This is a genomic window from Rhodopirellula sp. UH5, assembly GCF_056839225.1.
This window is the reverse complement of the sequence record NZ_CM166390.1, coordinates 6,120,796-6,140,901: the sequence shown is the minus strand read 5'-3', so window position 1 is coordinate 6,140,901 and position 20,106 is coordinate 6,120,796. Positions and strand designations below refer to the sequence as shown.

General features: G+C 57.9%; 14 protein-coding genes. 4 read left to right on the top strand and 10 right to left on the bottom strand.

The features are described 5' to 3' along the window. The first annotated feature begins 1 nt into the window (after nucleotide 1). On the top strand, nucleotides 2-1,066 hold the full coding sequence (locus UH5x_RS21890; RefSeq protein WP_482633669.1) for a hypothetical protein: 1,065 nt from the start codon (nucleotides 2-4) through the stop codon (nucleotides 1,064-1,066). Between the two features lie 565 nt (nucleotides 1,067-1,631). Here UH5x_RS21890 and UH5x_RS21885 read toward each other — a convergent pair. Continuing rightward, nucleotides 1,632-2,852 carry a bifunctional 3,4-dihydroxy-2-butanone-4-phosphate synthase/GTP cyclohydrolase II gene (locus UH5x_RS21885; RefSeq protein ID WP_047813769.1) on the bottom strand — a complete coding sequence of 407 codons (1,221 nt, stop codon included), beginning with the start codon at nucleotides 2,850-2,852 and terminating at the stop codon, nucleotides 1,632-1,634. 259 nt (nucleotides 2,853-3,111) lie between these two features. Here UH5x_RS21885 and UH5x_RS21880 point away from each other — a divergent pair, with 259 nt between their 5' ends. Next, nucleotides 3,112-4,131, top strand: a complete 1,020-nt coding sequence (locus tag UH5x_RS21880; protein ID WP_482633668.1) for an alpha/beta hydrolase fold domain-containing protein — start codon at nucleotides 3,112-3,114, stop codon at nucleotides 4,129-4,131. Between the two features lie 35 nt (nucleotides 4,132-4,166). On the opposite strand, the gene UH5x_RS21875 is transcribed toward UH5x_RS21880, so the two are convergent. From UH5x_RS21875 to UH5x_RS21860, 4 genes are all read right to left on the bottom strand, one after another. Then, a complete protein-coding gene (locus UH5x_RS21875; RefSeq protein ID WP_482633667.1) occupies nucleotides 4,167-5,051 on the bottom strand; it encodes a DMT family transporter in 885 nt (294 codons plus the stop codon). A 69-nt stretch (nucleotides 5,052-5,120) separates the two neighbouring features. Further along, nucleotides 5,121-6,851, bottom strand: a complete 1,731-nt coding sequence (locus UH5x_RS21870) for a LamG-like jellyroll fold domain-containing protein (protein WP_482633666.1) — start codon at nucleotides 6,849-6,851, stop codon at nucleotides 5,121-5,123. Between the two features lie 375 nt (nucleotides 6,852-7,226). After that, nucleotides 7,227-8,321, bottom strand: coding sequence for a DUF1559 domain-containing protein (locus UH5x_RS21865; RefSeq protein ID WP_047813766.1), 1,095 nt, complete (start codon nucleotides 8,319-8,321; stop codon nucleotides 7,227-7,229). 48 nt (nucleotides 8,322-8,369) lie between these two features. After that, a complete protein-coding gene (locus UH5x_RS21860; protein ID WP_047813765.1) occupies nucleotides 8,370-8,825 on the bottom strand; it encodes a hypothetical protein in 456 nt (151 codons plus the stop codon). 774 nt (nucleotides 8,826-9,599) lie between these two features. Here UH5x_RS21860 and UH5x_RS21855 point away from each other — a divergent pair. Then, complete coding sequence (locus UH5x_RS21855) at nucleotides 9,600-10,622, top strand: serine/threonine protein kinase (protein WP_482633665.1); 1,023 nt, start codon at nucleotides 9,600-9,602, stop codon at nucleotides 10,620-10,622. Here UH5x_RS21855 and UH5x_RS21850 read toward each other — a convergent pair. Beyond that, nucleotides 10,612-12,477 carry a hypothetical protein gene (locus UH5x_RS21850; protein WP_482633664.1) on the bottom strand — a complete coding sequence of 622 codons (1,866 nt, stop codon included), beginning with the start codon at nucleotides 12,475-12,477 and terminating at the stop codon, nucleotides 10,612-10,614. The genes UH5x_RS21855 and UH5x_RS21850 overlap by 11 nt on opposite strands. A gap of 316 nt (nucleotides 12,478-12,793) precedes the next feature. Here UH5x_RS21850 and UH5x_RS21845 point away from each other — a divergent pair, with 316 nt between their 5' ends. Further along, the gene (locus UH5x_RS21845) at nucleotides 12,794-13,801 is read left to right on the top strand and encodes a DUF1573 domain-containing protein (protein ID WP_047813763.1); all 1,008 of its coding nucleotides are present in this window, start codon (nucleotides 12,794-12,796) and stop codon (nucleotides 13,799-13,801) included. Nucleotides 13,802-13,940: 139 nt separating this feature from the next. On the opposite strand, the gene UH5x_RS21840 is transcribed toward UH5x_RS21845, so the two are convergent. From UH5x_RS21840 to fliJ, 4 genes are all read right to left on the bottom strand, one after another. Continuing rightward, on the bottom strand, nucleotides 13,941-16,082 hold the full coding sequence (locus UH5x_RS21840) for an FAD-dependent oxidoreductase (RefSeq protein WP_482633663.1): 2,142 nt from the start codon (nucleotides 16,080-16,082) through the stop codon (nucleotides 13,941-13,943). Between the two features lie 1,128 nt (nucleotides 16,083-17,210). Beyond that, a complete protein-coding gene (locus UH5x_RS21835; RefSeq protein ID WP_482633662.1) occupies nucleotides 17,211-18,875 on the bottom strand; it encodes a flagellar hook-length control protein FliK in 1,665 nt (554 codons plus the stop codon). Nucleotides 18,876-18,929: 54 nt separating this feature from the next. Continuing rightward, nucleotides 18,930-19,580 carry a hypothetical protein gene (locus tag UH5x_RS21830; RefSeq protein ID WP_047813759.1) on the bottom strand — a complete coding sequence of 217 codons (651 nt, stop codon included), beginning with the start codon at nucleotides 19,578-19,580 and terminating at the stop codon, nucleotides 18,930-18,932. Further along, the gene (gene fliJ, locus UH5x_RS21825; protein ID WP_236696138.1) at nucleotides 19,577-20,026 is read right to left on the bottom strand and encodes a flagellar export protein FliJ; all 450 of its coding nucleotides are present in this window, start codon (nucleotides 20,024-20,026) and stop codon (nucleotides 19,577-19,579) included. Before fliJ ends, UH5x_RS21830 begins: the two co-directional genes overlap by 4 nt. Between the last annotated feature and the right edge of the window lie 80 nt (nucleotides 20,027-20,106).

The window sequence follows — 20,106 nt, the reverse complement described above, 5'->3', positions numbered from 1 at the left end:
TATGTTCCATTCGCCATCGCATCGATCGAAGCCTGCGAACGCTAAGAAAAGCAGTCGGTCGTCCTTTCGTTTTTGGGGACGCATCGCGGGCGTGGTTTTGACCGTGGCCCTGGTTGCCGGCGGCATGGCGAGTTACTGGGCGGTTTGGCAGTCTCGGCAAGTGCCCGATTTCTACCAGCGGGTCTTGGATCAATCCGATCAAGCGATGCAGGTTGCTCGGAATCAATTGCAACACGATGTGGAGCAACTGCAATCGGATCTGTCACGGCGAGGTTCCTGGAACGCCTCCTTCAGTGAAGAGGAAATCAACGCGTGGCTGTCCGATCAATTGCCAGAACGATTTGATCGGCTGTCACGTCGCGGCGTGCGCGAGCCCGCCATCGCCATCCAAGATGGGCAAATTCTCGCCGCGGTGCGGTACCAGTCATCGCGTCTCGACACGGTGGTCTCGTGCCGCTTGTCGGTTGAGATGACCGAAGAACCCAATCTGCTTGCCATCCACTTGTCGGACTTGAAAGCGGGGGCGTTGCCATTGCCGCTGGAACCCTTTGTCCGCCGGATCAGTCGCGAAGCTGCGCTGGGCGATTTAGACATTCGGTGGGACTTCACCGAGGATGGGCCGATCGCGTTGGTGCACATTCCTCCAGAGGACCCGCACTATGCCTTCAAGCCCTTGGTCATCGAACTGGTCAGCTTGACCGCGGGGCGGTTGCGTCTGTCGGGACAAGCCGGCCAGTTGGCTCAGGATTACTACTCGCCTCGAGGTCCGGTGCATCGTTTCGTTTCGTTTCGCAAGCAATCACAGCAAGCAAACGATTCCGAGGATGAATCCTCACGTGCATCTGATCAAACCACGGACGGCCGTTCCGCATCGATTTCCGAATCCCAAGAGCAAAGCTCCGAAGCAACGACGACCGGGGATCGAAACCTCGATCAACGCCGGGCAGATTCGCGAGCAGCGGGAACCAAAGCCTCTGGCCAACGCTGGATGGTCAGGAAGCCGTCCCAGACAATGCCGGCGGTGTTGCGAACTCGCTCAGACGATTCGCTGTCGCAGTACCAGTGAATTGACTGCAATGGAGCGGACTGAAACAACAGCTCCAAGCACCCGGGCGATGGGACCGCGTTGAGTGCTTCCGTTGGTTGGATTGAGGCCACGGTGCGAAACGGGATTTCGCTCGTCGCCGCCTGCGAGGACGATTCCGATCGGAGGATTCGGTGAGTGCCGAATGCGATCCGGGTGACATTGCCTCGGTTGTTGGAAACCGGGCCGTTGTAGTCCAAGTAAAGCCGGCGGTGATCCGGCAAACGCACCATCGGAATCTTGTTCGCGGGTGCCAGCTGCACGATCGGCGTGGCACAGGTCCACAGTTGCTCGCCGCCGCTTTCCAGTTCGAACAACCAGTCAAAGTGATCGCCACGTGCGACGGTCGCCTGGGCGGCTGTATCACTGCCAGTTGAATCGCAGCCACTTGAATCGCAGCCGCTTGGATCCGAGCCACTTGAATCCGAGGCATCCCGATTTGGGTCAGCACACTTGTCGCTGTCGCCGCATGGCACGCGGTGATGCAACACGGCAAATCGCAACGACGCCTCGGAGGAAGCCTGCGATGAATCTTCGGTGGAAAGGTTCACGACAGTGGCGGCAGCTGGTGACCCATCTTTTCGCGTTTGGTTTCCAAGTAGCGCATGTTGTGCTCGTTACTGGGGGGAACGATGGGGACTTGGTCGACGACCTTCAAGTCAAAGCCACGAAGGTTGAAGGCTTTGGTTTTCTTCGGGTTGTTGGTCAACAAACGAACCTCGGACAAACCAAGGTCCTTTAGAATTTGAAGTCCGACGCCGTAGTCACGCATGTCCGCTTTGAATCCGAGCGCGTGGTTGGCTTCGACCGTGTCCATGCCCTTGTCTTGCAAAGCGTAGGCCCGGATCTTCTGAGCCAACCCGATGCCCCGACCTTCCTGTGGAAGATAGATCAATGCACCTCGGCCTTCGCGACTGATCATGTCCAGTGCCATGTGAAGTTGGTCTCCACAATCGCAACGCAGGGATTGGATCAAATCCCCCGTGAAGCAGCTGCTGTGCATCCGAACCAGTGGTGGCGTGCCGGGCGCGGTCAGGTCCCCGAACACGATCGCAATGGGTTCTTGGGCTTCGTAGTTGACATTGTAAACGATGACTTCGAAATCGCCGTACCGGGTTGGCAGTTCCGAAGTGGCGGCGCGGCTGACCAGTTTTTCGCTCACGCGTCGGTGTGCGATCAGGTGTTCGATGCTGATGATTTTCAGATTGTGTTCCTTGGCCAGTTTCGCCAAGTCGTCACGCGAAGCACGGTCGCCGGTTTCGTTCAGCACTTCGCAGAGCACGCCGACGGGGGCCAGTCCCGCCATCCGAGAAAGGTCGATTGCCGCTTCAGTGTGTCCTGCCCGGCGTAGCACACCGCCTTCTTTGGCCAGCAATGGGTACACGTGACCGGGACGCACGAAGTCTTCTTCCGTGGCCTCGGGATCCGTCAGGAGTCGAATCGTTTCACTTCGCTCGGCGGCCGTGATGCCTGTTTTCGCAGTGGCGATATCGATTGGCGTCATGAACGCGGTTTGCAGCGGAGCGTTGTTTTGAGGGACGACCGGTGACAATTCCAGTCGTTTACACACCTCGGGCAGCACCGAAACGCACAACTGTCCACGCCCACCCAAAATGAAATTGATCAGTTCTGGGGTCGCTTTTTCGCCCGCGCAGATAAAATCGCCTTCGTTTTCACGGTCTTCCGCGTCAATCACGATGATGACTTCGCCTCGGGCAATGGCTTCGACGGCTTCGGGAATCGTGTTCAACTCAATCGAGGATGACATATTGGGCAGATCAGGTCGGCGATGGGGGGGAAAGACGGGGGACCATGCGACGAAATGGCAATGACTCGACGCTGGACCTGCCCGTATTATACGTGCGATGGAAACCACGCCTACGGACCCAAACATGATGCTCTCATCCTTTCCCTGCAGTTCCCTGCCGCCGCGAGAATTCGCGAGCGGGAATCATGGGGGGCAGGGCAGACGGACTTTGCGAAGCCCAAGTCCATGGAACCTGCTGGCGAGTTGCATTCTCGCGTCAGTGGCTGTTCTGCCCTCAGGGGCTGCGTGGTCCGATGAGGGAGAGAAGACAAACTCATCGAAGATCATCCCAACCAGCGAGTCCGCGGCCGTTCAGCCCGCCAGCGTTGATTCCGCTGCTGAGGTGGGCGCAGTTGCCGTTGCGGCGACCGATCAGGGGACCCCCGTGGAGGTGCAGCAGTTTCTTGATCTCCGCTACAGCGATGCCGATGGAAGCGCGGGGCTGTTTGATTTGCACCTGCCGATTTCGGATCAGCACCGCGTTTCGACCAACGACGCCGGCGAAGTGTTTGTCGAAGGGGCACCTCGTCCAGCCATTTTGATGATCCACGGTGGTGGTTGGGCGATCGGCGACAAATGGACTTTGCGTGCGTATTGCGATCGATTGGCCCAGTTGGGATTTGTCGTCCTGAACATGAATTACCGCTTGGCACCGCAGCACCAATTCCCGCGGCAAGTCGATGACGTGCGACAAGCCCTGCTGCAATTGGTCGAGCATTCGGACGCTTGGAAAATTGATCTGAATCGTGTCGGGATGTTTGGCTACTCGGCGGGAGGTCACCTGTCGGCACTGATTGGAGTGCTGAGCAATGAAGATCGGCCGACTCAAATGCTGGCCAGCGAGTGGGGATCCGACGACCCACGTTGGGAACAGTTGCCGCCGATCGCGGCGGTGTGTGCGGGCGGTCCACCGTGCGATTTCCGAATCGTCCCCGACGACAACGCGGGGCTGAGTTACTTCTTGGGCGGAACGCCGCGTGAAGTGCCTAACAATTATCTGGGAGCCTCACCGACCGCCCATGTCTCCCCCGGCGATCCACCGATGCAGTTGATTCATGGTGAAAAGGATTTGTTGGTTCCGCTGGAAAACAGCGAGAAATTTGCAGCTGCTTTGATGGACGCCGGCGTGGCCGTTTCCTTGACGGTGATCGAAAACCAAGGCCACATGATGACGCTGTTTCATCCCACCACGAAGCAGCAGATCAAGGACTTCTTTGTCAAGCAGTTGCTGCAACCGTAGTCATCGTTTCGGATCGCTCTGGTATCGATTCCGAGTCACGACAACACGGCCAAGGCAACGGCGAACGTCAACAGAACCGCACCCGACAGTCGCATCAGCAGCAGTTTGCCGCTGAGGTCGGCTTCTGCGCCGCCCCAAATTCTGGCGGCGGCGTAAGCCAACAACACGCCCCACAAACCGCGAAGCGAGTAGACCACGTTCAGTCGTGCCGCGTCGCCAAACACCGAGACTGCGATCGTGATGCAGAACGCTTGGCAGGCCAGCAAGATGATCGCGGGAACGAGCAGTTTCCAGTTGTTGTCTGACACCACGGGCCGCCAGCGTACCCAAGGCAGCGCGAGCAGCGACAGCACCGCGACGATGAGAAAGACCGCGGGCAACAACCGAGTGGATCCCCAGGCCGGTGACCAACGTTGGACCAACAAGTCAAACGTCGCATAGCAACTCGCGGCACCGAGCGCCAATGCGATGGTCAGTCCAATTCGCCGGGGATGATGCTGGCCAGTCCACTGAATCAACGCAATGCCGGTTGCCGCCAAGAAAGCGGCTCCCCAGATCGCGTTGGGGACTCCCGTGTCCGACGAGAATGCGAGCAGGCAAGTTACAAAAACGACCTTCACGCCAAACACCGGGGCCGCGATGGAGACGTCGCCGACTTCCACCGCCGTGAATGTCAGCAACAACCCCAAGATGAACAACAACGCGACGACCGCGGGTTGCCAAAGATTCAACCAATAGGTGTCGGGCCCGTCAAAGAACCACAACAGCGACATCAAGGCAGAGGAGCCCATGTTCACGCAGAACAACAGCGTGACTTGTCCAACCCCCTCAGGGCGTACGACGGATCGGCTGACTCGTTTAACAAAGATCAGCCCGCAAACAAAAAGAACGCTGGCCAACAAAGGAAGTAGAAGGTGCATGGCGGAAACGATACCGCCTGCTCCTCCAATGCGATAGTTGAAGCCAGGTTGCCGTCGCGACCTCCAGGCTCACTCTTGCTTGGGCACGCCGGTTTGCTTCGTCACCGAAACGGTGTCGAAGAGTTGCCCCTCCAAGTCGTACGATTTGAGTTGCAGTTCTTTGCCATTGACCGCGACGTAGACAAAGTGGTGTCCGCGACGAACCGTTTGTTGAAACGGAGGTCGGATGGGACCGGCTTGTTCCAGTCCGCCACCGCCGCCGCCCGTGATCATGTAGATCGTGCCTCGGTCGTTCTGTGGTTTTTCGTTGTGCATTTTCCAGGTGCGTTCGTAGGAGTGGATGTGTCCATTCCAGACAATGTCCACAGCGAAGCGGTCGAACAATTTGGTCATCGGGCGGATTCTCAAATCACCCCATTTGCTTTTGCCTTTCCAGAGGTCTCCGTAATCATTTTCATCCGATGAATACGCGGGATGGTGAAAGCTGACAAAGGTCCACACGACTTTGCCGTCTGCTTTTTCAGTTTCCAAGGCCGCGAGTTGCTTTTCGAGCCACTGGTACTGTTCGCTGTCGGGGCCCATTTCCTTGTTGGAATCGAGCATGAAGAACGCCGCGTTCCCGTATCGAAACGAGTAGTAGTATTCAGGTGCGGGCAGGTCCATGTACCGATAGTAGTGATCTGCATTTCGCTCGTGGTTCCCCAGGACCGGATAGAACGGGACTCGAGAGATCAGTGGATTCATGCTTGAGAAGAACTGATAAACCCATTCGTTCTTGATCGTGCCGGTGCTGACAAGGTCACCGGGGACGACCAAGAAGTTCGGACGCAGGCCCCAGGCCAATTCGCCGACTTTTCCGCTGACGGCTGGATTGCCCTGAGTATCCGAGATGACTGCAAATGCGTACGGGGTTTCCGGCAGGGAAGCGGTCTGGAACGAGAGCACTTCGCTTTGCACGGAAGCTTGGGTTTCCAGATCGGTTGCGGTGACTTGATAGTAGTGTCCGGTCTCAGGAGTCAGTCCATCCAGCAGTGCCGAATGAATTCTTTTGTCGTCGGAGGCGGCAGTGCTTTCGCGGTCGAAGTCGGCGGTTTCTCCGAAACGCACGGAGACTTCGCACTCCGCATTGGTTTCACAAACCACGCGGATGCTGTCGGTGGTGGCGTACTGCAAAAACGGGGCGACCATGAAGTCCAAGGGTGCCTTCTTTTTCGCGGTGGGCGGAAGCTCTGCCCATGCCTCTTGGTGTTCGAAGTCATGAGCGATCCAAGCCGGTTTTGCGGCCAGGTCGTAGACAGCGACCTTCGCCAGACGACCGCTCATGGGAATGGTCTCGTTTCGATCGAGGTAGGCACCCACCGCCAGGTCGGCTTTTTTCGGATACAAGATCGGACCACCTTGATCGCCCGTTTTTGCATCCAGTTTTCCGTTGACCCAGAGTTGCATGGTTTCGCCATCGTAAACACCCGCGACGTGGTACCACTTTCCGAGTGTCACTTCGGTGGTTCCTTCCAGGTAGGTCATCTTCCCATTCCCATCGTCTGCTTCCTGACTGGAGAGTCCGAACGAGAACGTTTGGTTGTTGTACCCCAGAACCCATCCTTGTTCCGAGTCGCCATTGTCCTGCAGGGCCGAGACAATGCCGCCGTATTGAGTCAGCTCATCGAGCGAAACCCAAGCCGCAATCGTGATCGCTTCCTCAGGAAGCTTCTTCTGCAATTCAGGCCAAGGTTGTTCAGCAACAAAAAACGAACGGGTCCCCTCGAGGCGAATCGCGTTGAGTCCATCGGAGTCGTCCAATGTGGGGGATCCGTGCCCAGCGAGACTGGGACCGAGTTGGCTTTTCAGATTTCCATCTTGGAAGAACGGTGTTCCAAAAACCCAATGCGCCCGCGGGTCAGGTCCATCGTGCCCGACGGCTGTCGACCATGAACAGACAAGAAGAAGCAGGCAGATGCCGGGACGGAGGAACCATGGTTGTGTCGAACGCATTGGGAAACTCAAAGAGAAAATGGATTCAAGGAAGTGTTCAGCAGACCGGCGGGAGTCTTTCGGCATTTGGAACGTGTTGGCGAGCGATGTTGCTCCTACGTACAACCGGGGCTAACGCCCAAACGGCTCACATCGCCATGCCCGATCATTCCCGCCGACCTGCTTCTCAAGGAAGTGATTAAGTTATGGCTGTTCCACCACTTCCCCACCATCTCGGGTCCCCAAGGCGGAAAAGATCGTCATGTCGATCGATTCCGTGATGAAACGAACCGATCCGTCGCCCACACAGAACTGAGCACCACCGGTGTGCTGGCTGCCGAAGCTGACTTCGTAAGCGCCCCATTCAGGTGAGTCATCCGCCGTGGGGATGTCAATTGGTTTGGCATAGTTGATTGGGACAGCGGTTGACCCGCCCATTTCGGACCAGTCGGTACCTTCCCAGTTGTCGAAGTCGTCGCCGCCAATCGCCCAGTGATCTTTTCGGCCAGAGTTGGCTTCTTCGGCAGTCGATGCGATCGAGGCCAACTCGGGGTCGGGGATGGCTTCGCCAAACATCAGGGTGTTGGAGAGTCCGTCGATCACGTCTCGAAATTTGGTGCCGCCTCCCATTCCGCCTTGTGCGATACGAGCTCGCTCGGGAGAACGCGTTTGAATCATGCCGTCCAACTCGGAGTGGTGCTTTGTCGTTTGGCTGTCGCCCCAAGTCGGTTGGTTGGCGCGGCCCCATCCCCAGGAAGGCTTCCAGTCATTTGGCTGAATGCCGGTGACGACGGCGAGGTAGTTGGCGGGTGCACGGGCGGCGACAAACCATGGAGGCGAATAGACCGAGGCGTCAAAGATGGCTGAAGGGGCGACTGAGGAAGGGCATCGCATGACGCTGATCTGCATTTCGCAAGCGGCCACTTGCCGATCTCGTGGGTTGGCCGATGAAATGTCGGCGCCACTGAGTGCGGTGCCCGCTGCCCAGTTGGTGGAACCAAACGTGAGTGCTTCAAAGAGGCTGGTCTGTTCACAGTAGGGCATGATGAATGCACTCCAATGGCCACCTTCCTGAGCTTCACCAAGCATTGGCAGATCTTCGTCGTAAGCGGAAGCAAAGTTATGCGTCGCCAAGCCAAGTTGTTTGAGATTGTTGCTGCACTGCATTCGTCGTGCGGCTTCGCGTGCGGATTGGACGGCAGGGAGGAGCAATCCGACAAGAATGCCGATGATGGCAATGACCACCAACAATTCGACAAGTGTGAAGCCGGATCGGTGGCGAAGGTTGCGTCGTTTCATCTGAAAGGTCTCGCGAGAAAAAGTCAGGTGGGAACAAAAAGGGATGATTCAAGACTGTTTGGATGGGATGTCGAATTCAATGCGGTTGTCGGTGCCGGAAACCACCTCGAATTCGAGGGTCGATTCACCTCCATCGCCGTAGGCAGGAGGAACAAGGTCTTTGGTGACCAGACGCCGGTCGTCGTCCATCTTTTCATCGCTGGAGCCAACCGTTTGACCTTTGCCACTGACGATGCAAGAGAAGCTGACGCGATACATTCCGGTTGCGAGACCTTCGCCGGCGGTCGAGCGAAGGAACAGCTTTCCAGTGGCGTCGGTTTCACCGACACCGAGGTTGTATTGTGTGACGCTTTCGTCGACGGGCCGGACATACACGATCAACCGCTCGTAGGGTTTCCCGCCAAGCGTGACATGGCCGCTGATCGGGTGAAGAGCGGGTTCAGAATCGCAACCGGTGGCAAGCAGGGACGCTGTTAGGATCAGCAAGGCAGCGAAGGGTTTCATGGAAGGCGTTCGCAAATAGGATGGCAGGTCAGTTTTGAATGAGGCGTGATTTATAGGTGCTCAATGTGAAGGTGCTGTGGTGAGTTCGGTACGAGTTCGATGAATCTCTTGGGAATCAATTGATTGAAACGAGGCAGGTATCGGCGTTGCTTCTTGCACATGAATGAGGTTGTGCAGTTTCGAAGTGCTCTGTTCGTGACGTCGTGCGAACCCCGCCCGCGCAGGAGGTCGTGTAGTTTTCAAGTTGTTGTTTTGCAAAGCGTTTCTCATCACCCTCCCCTTGGGAGGGTCGAGCGAAGCGAGGGGAGGGCTCAGCATTGGATCCTGCGCGTAACCCTCCCCGGCCCGAAGCGGTCCGACCCTCCCAAAGGGAGAGTGAAGTAAAACTTCACGACCTCGAATGAGGTGGGGGCTCGATTCTTCGATTGGTGTTGTCTACTTTTGTTCACTAAGCAGGTGCGCAGGTGTCATCGGGTATGTGAGCCGCTGGCGTTCGCCACGGTTTTCACGCACAACCGGGGCGAACGCCCAAACGGCTCACATGGTTGTGCTTGATCACTCCTGCCGACCTGCTTAGCGGGCGGTCTTCACCAGACACCGAGATCCTCGCCATATGGGATGGCACCGGATAAACGGCATGGAAAACAGCACCGAACGAACACAAGAAAATTCGACCACGCGAGACGCCGCGGACTCCGATTCAGAAGCGACGCGATCGGCAGGGCAGTCGTCGTCTTTGTTGGGTGCGATTGGTTGGCAAATCAGTCGTCGCCGATGTCCGAGAAGGAGGCCGCGAAGTGGATGATTCAGATGGCCAACGCGGTTCAGTACGGTCATGAAGCCGGAATCATTCACCGCGATTTGAAGCCGCAGAACATTCTGATGCAGCAGTCGTCGGATGGCGAAACGCAGAGGCCCGTGGTGTTGGACTTTGGTCTTTGTGCGAACACGGATTCGACCGTCGCGACAACGACCAGGATCGCGGGGACGCCGCGTTACATTGCGCCCGAACAAGCGATGTTTGGCAATCGTCAGATCACACCGAAGAGCGATCTCTATTCGCTCGGCGTGATGCTGTATCAGATGCTCACCGGAACGACTCCTTTGACGCCGGACAATTTTGCCGAGGCCGTGTTGATGCTGCACCATTCGCCGATCGATGGGCCGAAGAAACATCGGCCTGATCTTTCCGATGCGATGCAAGCGATCTGTTTGAAGTGCCTGAGACGCGATCCAGACCTACGCTACGAATCGGCTGGGGCACTGGAGGCCGACCTGCAGAGATTTCTGAGCGATCGGCCGGTTGAAGCCAGAGCTCCCAGCATCGCGGAGCGTTTCGGGTACGAACTCTACCACGGGTCGCTCGAGAAGACCTTTGGCTGGGCCATCATCGGGATCAATCTCTTCACCTGGGCCTGGGCCGCGAGCGGCGGGCTGTTGGTTTGGCAGCGTTATTCCGATGTACCAGAGCTTGTTGAAACGTTGCCGGAGTTTCTGTTCTTTGTCGGGGTGGTCGTGATCCCGTTCCACCTGCTCGGTGCTCATGCCGGATCGTTGATGATCCGTGGGAGCAAGCATTTTTTGTGGCTCGCGTTCGTGAGCTTCGTTTCACTGGTTTGGGCCGGCATCCAAGCCACCCATTTATTCTCCAACGCAACCACGTTGAGAATCTACGAAGGCCGTGTGGTCGCCACGACTTTGGTTTTCCTCGTGATTGCGCCCGCTTTTTTTGCCCAAGCCTGCATGCTGGCAGCGGGATCTTGGACGGCGTGGTGTCGAAGTCGAGCTAGCGTTTGATCTCGAAGGTGACTTCGTTTTGACCGTACTTCTTTCCGTGGACGTCTTCCATCGTCAAACGCAGCTGGTAGCGTCCCGGTTCGAGCGAGTCGGGCAAGTACATTTGGTAGGCGATGAAATAGTCACGCAATTTGTTCGTCGACAATTGTTTGTCGACAGGCAGCGATTGGCTGGCAACGCGACGCCCTGATTCATCCAGCAGGTCATAGCTGCCTTGCAACATGGTTTCGAAGCCTTGGTTGCCACCCTCGCTGATTGACTTGGCCACGAAGTTTTCAATCTCGCAATACAAGATGACTTGTTGACCGGGATCAAACTGACGTTTCGGGAACGGCTTGATTTGCCCGTAGGCTTCGATCTCGGTACAGAATTCCAAGGCCCGGATATCCAGCGAATCCGATGCCGCGGCAAGGAACTCGGTGGCTTGGCGAATTTGCGGCAGCGCGGTGCTGAAACGTCGCGACGGCACCGGGTGCCCGTTGGGATCGATGATGGTCCACAGACCGAGCAATTGGTGACGCAGGTACTCCTGTTCTTCCGTGCTCAATCCCTCCAGTTTGTCGACCGCACGATCGGGGTCTCCCGAGAGAACCATCAAGTGACGTTTAATAATCTGGCGACGTTGTTTCTGAGCGTCGGATTCATTGGGTTCGGTTTGCTCGAGTCGTTTGAGCAAGGCGTCATACAGTTCCGAGTCACTGAGCGATTCCACGTTGACTGCTTGAGCGACGCTGGCCGCCGGTTGGATGACAGGCGATTGAGAGCCTGACGATTGCGTGGCCGAGACCTGTTGAACTTTGGGTGGTGTGCCATCTTGGTTGGCGATGGCGTCCGTTTGATCCGACAACGAATGAGCCGCGCCGGTGTCATCCGCGACCTTGTCCGAGAAGTTCCAAACGGCCGTGGCATCTGTTTCTGTTTGGGGCGAGCCAACCGGCAATGGAAGGTTCTCACCACCACCGGTCGCAGCGGCGTTGGTGGTGGCGACCTTGCCTTGGTCGCTCAGGGAGTCTCCTTCGAAAACGTCTTCGAGCACCTGGTCGGTCAGATTGAATTCAGAAAGTGGCGGGATGGTCTGAGCGACATTGGCGACGGGGCTTGTGGAGGACTCCTTCGATGGGGAGGGGGGGAAATCCTTTGCCGCGATGCGTTGTGGCGTCAGGCCGCGATCCACCACTTCATCCGGCAGATCGGGCAACGAGTCCAGCGAGGCCGCCAACAGGTTGTCGATCCCGGCCGGTTGCTGGGTGGGTTGGGCTTTCTTGTAGGACATTGCGACCAAGCGGCGAATCGCTTCTCGCTGCACCTCAGGCGGATGATCCTTGAGCGCGTTCATGACCATGCTGACGTCGACGCCCGCGTAAGTGTCCGGTGCCGAGGTGGGTTTGGGAGTGCCGTTTTCATCCGGGCGGGACGGCGAGTCGCTGACGTAGCTGACTTGGCGTGTGGTTGCCGCCGAATCTCGTGACGACAAATCGTCAGATTCGGGGCCGGAGGAGGTGGTGGTTTGAGCGGGAGCCGGAGTCTTGGTGGGCGGGGTTGCCGCGGTCGTCGAATTCGAATTCTTTCGAGTGATCGGTGTTTTCGCCGTCGCCAAACGCTGCGGGACTTCTTCAAGCAGCGTCTCTGGGGCGGCATCCTCCCCCGAAATGAAGATGTCCGAAGGTCCCTGATTGGCGTGTTGTTCCAGACCGGATCGGCCGTTGAGCGGTGAGAACAACCGCGAGCGATGGCAGCCCGCGCTGGTGAATCCGGTGGCCAGCAGAGCGATGGCCAATCCTGAGCGTGTCAGCGAGGATGATCGAACCGACCATTCCGTGAACAGGGGCAGGAGGAGGAGACGTGGCGCAGACATGAGGAACCTGGCATCGGAGACGGGGGACAATCGACCGGCCAGACGCTACGAAAATCGCCCCCTCGGCAACAACGTCAATTTGATCCACTCATTCTTCACGGATTCGCTGATTTTCATTGGTTTCCACAAATTCTCCCCCCAATCGAGCTTGTCCATCTGAGGCATCTCGGTACGATTCACACGAGATCGTTGATCGATTGTGGATGCACCCGACCTTCGCGTTGTTGCTAGCAAATGGTCAACCTCGAGCCAATGCCGATGGATGGGCATTTCAGGTGAACATGTTTCCTCGCAGCTCCCCTCAGGAGGGGATCGAATGAACAGTCGAGTGTGGATGGTGGCGTTTGTCTTCTTGGGTTCGGCCCTGGGTTCCTCTGCGAGGGCGGATTGGACCCAAACGGTGTTCCCGGTGAAGACGCACAATTTTGGAACGGTTGCGGTCGCTTCCAAAACGGAATTTCGCTTTCCGGTGGTCAACACGTTCAACTCGGATCTGCATATCCGATCGGTGCGAGAAAGCTGTGGATGCACCACCGCGATCATCGAAACCGCAACGATCGCTCCCGGCGAGTCCGGATCGATCTTGGCTCGTTTCAACACCCCAACGTTTCGCGGCAAACGTGGCGCGACGTTGACGGTCGTCATCGACAAACCGTTCTACAGCGAAATTCAGTTGAAAGTGGATGGTTACATCCGCAGCGACATGGTGTTCCACCCTGGTGCCATCGAACTGGGAACCGTCAATCAAGGCGAACCCAAGTCGGGGTCGACCAAGTTGTTCTACGCGGGGCGAAGTGATTGGCAGGTGGTCGACGTCCGCTCCAACACGCCTTGGTTGGTGCCTTCGTTCAAGCAAACCGAACGTGGTGCAGGCAAAGCCAACTACGAACTGTCCGTCGAAGTGCGTGAAGACGCTCCGGAAGGCTACTTCCAAGACGAGCTGATCATTCAAACCAATGACCGCAGCATGCCGAACGTTCCTTTGCGAGTGATCGGCACCGTCGAATCAGCCCTGTCGATCGCTCCTCAATCCATCGCGGTTGGAACGATCAAGCAAGGTGATAGCATTTCCCAACGCTTGGCGATTCGGGGCCGCAAGCCTTTCGCAATTGAGTCGATCGAATGCGAAGGTTGGAAGGTGGAATTCTCGGCCAGCGAAGACGAACGAATGATCCACATGGTCGACTTGACGCTGACCGCCGACACGGCGCGTGGGAACCAACGTGTTCCCATGGTGATTCGTACCCGAGGCGAAAATGCCGTGACCGCCAAAGCCATTGTGACGGCGGACATCGCTGCCGAACAAGTCGCTCAAGCTCAGTGAGCTCGAACGTTTCAACAAACCGAAGCCTGCGATCGAATCCCTCGATCGCAGGCTTTTTTTATGCCGTCAACGAATCGCCTGCCAAGTCCGCGGGGTACTTCTCCTCTCGTCTCTTTCAGAATGAACGCGTCGCCCCCAATCACTCCTCAGCGACTGACTTGGATTCCACTGGCAGCAGTTGCACGGCGTCAAGGATCACAAAGCCAGACGTTTCCGCGTTCGTGATTTGGATGACGGATTCCGTCTCTGCCGAGAGTGCAACCGTGGCGACTGGGCGGAAGTGTTCTCCCGATGGCAGCGGCAGGGTTTGGTTCACGTGGAACGAAGTGTGGGAGTCCCCGGTGGAAATTGAGAGAGGAACGTTCTTCGCCCGGCTTTCGTGAGCGGAATAAGCCATCCGCACTTCGTATCGCCCCGACTTTGGAACACGGAATCGAAAGGTGGCCGTCGTGTTCCCGTCGCCCTTCGATTGGGAATCCTTCTCCCCGCAATACATGTAGCCCGTCTCGACGTGAGGTTTGAAGTTGGTCGAGTGTGACCAGTTGCCCGAGAGTTCCGCTTGGGAATCGTCGAGCACCATTCCCGGCAACGACGTCGCGGCAATGGTCCCACTCGGAGTGGTTGGCTCCGGCACGTCCGGCAGTTCCAGAACCTGGCCTTGCGCGAGCAGCCGTTTGCGGAGCTGTTCGTAGTTCAGTTCCTGGACAGGCAGGTCGGCATCCGCCGCCAGGGCCGCGGCGACACCGGCTCCCTGGCCGATCGCCATCCAAGCCCCCTCGATTCGCAATGACGAGATCCCAACGTGCGTGCAGGACAGGGCGACCGGAACCAGCAAGTTGTCGCACTGCTCTGGTCGGGGCAGAATCGACCGGTAGGGGACATGGTAAGCGTAGCCCTGTTTTGGATTGGTTCTTCGCACGGGGAAGATCGTCCCTTCGTTGATCACCCCGCCACCTGGAAGTGCAATCCTTTGGCAGTCATGCGAGTCAATTGGAAACGACGAGATCGCAATCGGATCCTGTTTTTCGGGTGATTCGAGAATGTCCTTTTGGCTGATGACGTACAGGCCCTTCATTCTTCGAGATTCGCGGACGTAGAGCGCCGGCGAAAAGTGTTCGTGGCTCGCGAATTCGTCTTTGCAAAGGCCGAGCTTGGCGTAGCGTTCCCGCATCGATTGGGGCACAACCGGGTCAGTGATCAGGAAGTGATAGAACTCCAGCGTGTACTGCTTGTGGGCTTCCCAGATCTTCCTTCGCCCCGCCTCGTTGGCGGCGTGCCAGTCGTTGCCGCCGCCGACCAAACCGATGGAGAATTGCCCGCCGATTGAATTGTTGCCGTCGAGTTTGTTCCCGGGCAGTGGGTACAAGTCAAAGCCAACGCGGGTTTCCCCGGCCAGGAGCGCCCGGCGGACAATCTCGAACCTTGCCGGGTCGTAGTGGGTGGGTTGAGGCATCGGCACACGGTTTTCCGCTTCCTCGGTCAAGCACAGTCGGAAGCTGTAGGTCATCACATTTTTGTCACCGACGTTCTCGTCACCAACACGCATCGCGGTGACCAGCGGCAATGGCTCGCCTTGATCATCGAAGCCGTTGATGTTCATCTTCGATTTCGGGGTTTGCTTTCCCGCCAGCGATTCACCGTATTCCTCGCGTCCTTCTCGGCCAATCGTCCAATCGACTCCTGCAGCCGCCATCAGGTCGCCTTCGTAGGTGCCATCCACGAAGACTTTGGCAGTGAACACTTCTTGCGTCGTGTCCAACGAGGTGATGCGTGGACCATCCTTCGTGACTGATTGAAGAGCACGCTTTGTCAGGACGGTGACCCCGGCTTCCTCCAACATTTGCAAGGTCACTCGCATCGCCACATGCGGTTCGAACGTCCACCGCGATTGGTCCTTCTTGGCTGGGTTGTACGGAGCTTGCCGACCTCGGTCGGTGTAGTCCTTCACCACTCGTGTGTGCCACTCATCGAACAATCCCAACAACGTGCTGCGAACCATCTGGTTCGAGTCGCAGTGACTCAAGCCACCCGTATTCAGCCCGCCGATATGCTCGGTCGGTTCTAGCAAGATGACCGAAGCTCCCTCGCGAGCGGCCGCGATCGCGGAACAAAAGCCTCCCGGTGTCGAGCCATAGACAATCACATCCGCCGCCGTGGGGTCAGCAACGTTGCCTTCGGTTTGGGGAGTTGGTTCTTGGGCATGGAGCGTGGGGCAGAACACCAGCATGCCAAACGCAACCAAAGCGAAGGGATTCGAAAGAGCAGCCCGGCGGTGTGACATGGGGATTTTCCTTGTGCGGGGCTCACAACTTGGCGAATGGTTGTGAGTGAAAACGGAGGGGCCGTCATCTTAGTTGTCGAGCGACGAGGGAGGGTCCCTCGGACTTTGCGAATTCCCAGTCGCGGAGCGACGACAGTCGGGGGAAGCGTTGCAATCACCTGCCGCCGCTCCGCGGCTCGGTTGCGCTCGCTCTTGCCACTGGTCATTCCGTAAGGTGCCACCCACCATGCGCACCCGCGGGGAACACGCACGGCCAGTCGCGGAGCGACGGCAGCCGCCAGCCTTGGGTTTCAACCCAAGGTCACATGCCCACCCACAGGTCCACCCAGTCGCAGAGCGACGACAGTTGGGGGAAGCGTTGCAATCACCTGCCGCCGCTCCGCGGCTCGGTTGCGCTCGCTCTTGCCACTGGAGACCTCGGGTTGAAACCCGAGGCTGGCAAATGTCACCGCTCCGCGGTTGGGGTTTCCACCATTCCGTAAGGTGCCACCCACCATGCGCACCCCGGGATGCACCCGCGGGGAACACGCACGGCCAGTCGCGGAGCGACGGCAGCCGCCAGCCTTGGGTTTCAACCCAAGGTCACATGCCCATCCACAGGTCCACCCAGTCGCGGAGCGACGACAGTTGGGGGAAGCGTTGCAACCACCTGCCGCCGCTCCGCGGCTCGGTTGCGCTCGCTCTTGCCATTGGAGACCTCGGGTTGAAACCCGAGGCTGGCAAATGTCACCGCTCCGCGGTTGGGGTTTCCACCATTCCGTAAGGTGCCATTCCGTAAGGTGCCACCCACCATGCGCACCCGGAGCGACGATAGGTGCGGTTCAAGATTTTCGCCCCGGATGGGGCCGTCTTTCATAGCTCGGGGTGGAAGCCCCGAGTTGGATGGCGGTTCATGGCCGTTGCCCCGGATGGGGCCGTCAGTGGGATGCGGTGCGGTGCCCCGCCCACGCGTCGGGCTTTCAATTCGACGGGTTTGGAAGCCCATCGTACGACGAGCACGAGCACGAGCACGAGCACGAGCACGAGCACGAGCACGAGCACGAGTACGAGTACGAGTACGAGTACGAGTACGAGCTAGAAGCTAGTGGCTAGTGGCTAGTGGCTAGTGGCTACGAGCTAGTGACCAGGTCAAACCTGCAGGTCGACCCCGGTCGCCGGCGTCATCCAGGAGGCAGCGGTTGCTGCTGGGAGGGTGGGACCGTCCGGTTTGGCATCGATGGGGCGGGAGCCGTTGACGTTGCCGCGGTTGCGAGAGCGTTCGTGCTGGGATCCCGCGTCGCGATCGGCATGGTCTCGATCACCAAACGAGTTTTGAGTTTGATCGAACTCCGAGGCGCCGTTGGGATCGGTGGTGATCTCAATGGATTCCAACCGCATGCCTTGCGACTCGAGTTGCGACCGCAACTGGGGCAGATGTTCTCGCAGCAGTTGGCTGGCGGCTTCCGATTCCGTCACCATCCGGCCGCGAAGGTTGTTCTCTTGGATATGAACTTCCAATTGGACCGACCCCAATTCGACCGGCGAGAGCCGCATGCGAATGTGTCCGCCGTTGGTGCCGAGCGTTTGAAAACCTCGGCTGACCCGTTGGACCAGTTTGGCACGAGCCACCGCGGAGGTCTGGTCGACTCCAGAGGCTTGCAGACCAGCCTTGGCTTTGCTTTCCGCCTTTTCCGCCGAAGGCGTGGCAGAATGGAGGGGATCGGTCGGATCGCTGCTGCCCGATGGGGTGGACACCGCGGCACTCGTGGATCCCACGGCGGTCGTTCCGCTGGCCGCGGTTTTGGCAGCGGCGGCCGCGGCGGTGGCTTGGATGGGTGCCACAGCCGCCACCGAGGCGGGAGATTTGGCCGCGGCTTGTTCGACCAACTGATTCAACTGCGTCTCGCTGATTTCGGTTTCGTCGCCGGCCGCTGCCAGGGACGAATCGATTGCGATTTTTCCCTCCCCCGAATTGCTTCCGCTGGCGGGTTGAGACGCCTGGTCTTGCGAGTCAGCATTCCCTTCGCGTGAATAGCGGCGACGTTCGGTTCGTCGGGGATCGTGCGAGGTTGGATCGTCGGATTGTGATTCACCACGCGTTTCAGCGTTGTCATTCTCTGTGCCGGACTCATCCGTGGCGGCTTCTTCGGTGGAGGTGACCGGATTCGTGGTCAGAACCTCTTCTTCCGCCGAAGCGTTCGCGGTGTCATCGCTCGAACGCTGTTGCGATTCGCTGCTGAGCAGAACGGCAACCTCTTCGGTCACGATCGCATTGGAATCGCTTTCTTCGAGTTTCGATTCCGCGTCGGAAAGGAGCAAGGCCTCATCCGCCGAGCTGGCTTCTTCCTCTTGAAGTGAGTCGGTCTCCTCGGCCGATTGGGTCCAAGCCACCTCGTCGGGGCTCTCCGACGACTCATTCTCTTCGTTGGAAGTTGCGACCGCATCTTGCGCCGAGTCAACTTCGACCGTCTCGTCGACCAAGTTGGTTGCCGTTGTCGCCGCGGCGGCGGGGGTGGTGTCGTCTCGCGCTTCGACCTCTTCTTCGCTGGATTCGTCGCGGTCTTCGGTTTCGGTTGACAGCGAGTCTTCCGGTGCCGAGGCTGGTTCGGAGGCAACCACGGTTTCGGTGGTCGCGATTCGAGCGAAGACTTCGGCGAACGGATCGCCCAATCCTGACGCCGGCTCGATCAATCCGGCTGTTCGTGCGGATGCAGAACTGCCCAGTGCGGCGAACGCATTCTCGGCGCGTTTGTTGGTCGTCGGTGTCGAGACAGTGGTCTCGGTCCTTGATTGGACTGGTTTTGTAGTTGTCATCGCGGTCCCCCCACCGTGATCATCGGGATCCTGGTGGGAACACCTTGACCTCAATCACCCACCGCGAGCATCGTCGATGAGTCCGGTCGTTGGCATTCCTTCGCCGATGCGGCGTAGGATCTCGTAGAGCTTGTCCATTTCTTCGGGCGTAGCAAACTCTGCCAAGATATCTTTTCGTTTATCGATGGGCATGGCTTGAATGATACTGACAACGTCATCGATTTCTTCGTCATCGTACATGCGCAAAAGCTGCTCTTTTGCCTGTTCTGCCTCAAGTGCCTGGAGTGTGCGTTGCACTTCTTGCAGTCCTTCGTCTTGAGCGCCTTTTCGAATTTCGTCCAAACTGCGATCAAACGAGGTCCGACGTTCATCAAAACGTTCGCGTTGCAGCTTCAGTTCCGACATTTGAAGAGCGATGTCGTTCTTGGCTTCTTTCAGACTTCGCAATCGAATGTCACTGTCCAATCCATCCCGCCGCCGGGCGTCGAGGATCTCGTCAAAATCCGGTTGCTCACGGTCTTCGCTTTGCTGCATGATCTGCCGCAATTGATTGCCGGTGATGTCGATTCCGTTGAACAGTGCGATGACTTTGGTCAATGTTCCAACGTTGAGCGTGCCTCGCGAAGCGAAGTAGCCCATCAAAATGATCATGGTCAAGCAGGTCGCGGTGCTAATCATCGCGACGGAACGCATCATGAATCTCATCGTCGAGTCTCCTTGGATTGAGCAGCCATCGCGCGACGTCGTAGCAGGACACGGGCGGATGTCAGATCATCGGCTTCGGCTTGTTCTTGTTTGGCTTCGAGCGAACGATGTTCGGCCAGTTGAGTTTCACGCAATCGTTCGAGGCGTTTCACTTCGGCTTCTGCGGTCACAAGCTTTTGGCGACGCTTTTCAAGCTCTTGGTTGAGCTGAGCCAGCGTTTGTTGAAGCGAGATTTGGTCGGCGTGCAGTTGGATGTCGTAGCGACCTTGGTGCAGCATCTGGTCCACCGAAACGTTGGCTTGATGCAATGTGTGGGTCTGCGCCGTGCGGATCAATTCGCGTTGCGAATCGATGTCTTGCACTTGCTCGTTGATTCGCTGAATGGCTTCCAGAGCCTTGCCCACCTCCGCGCCCGCTTCATCTCGTTCGCGAGAACGCAAGTCCACCAGGGAATCGAATCGGAATCGAAACGGAGGCATGGGACGCTAGCGAGTGTTGAGTGCGAAGGATTGACGGGAAGAAGAAC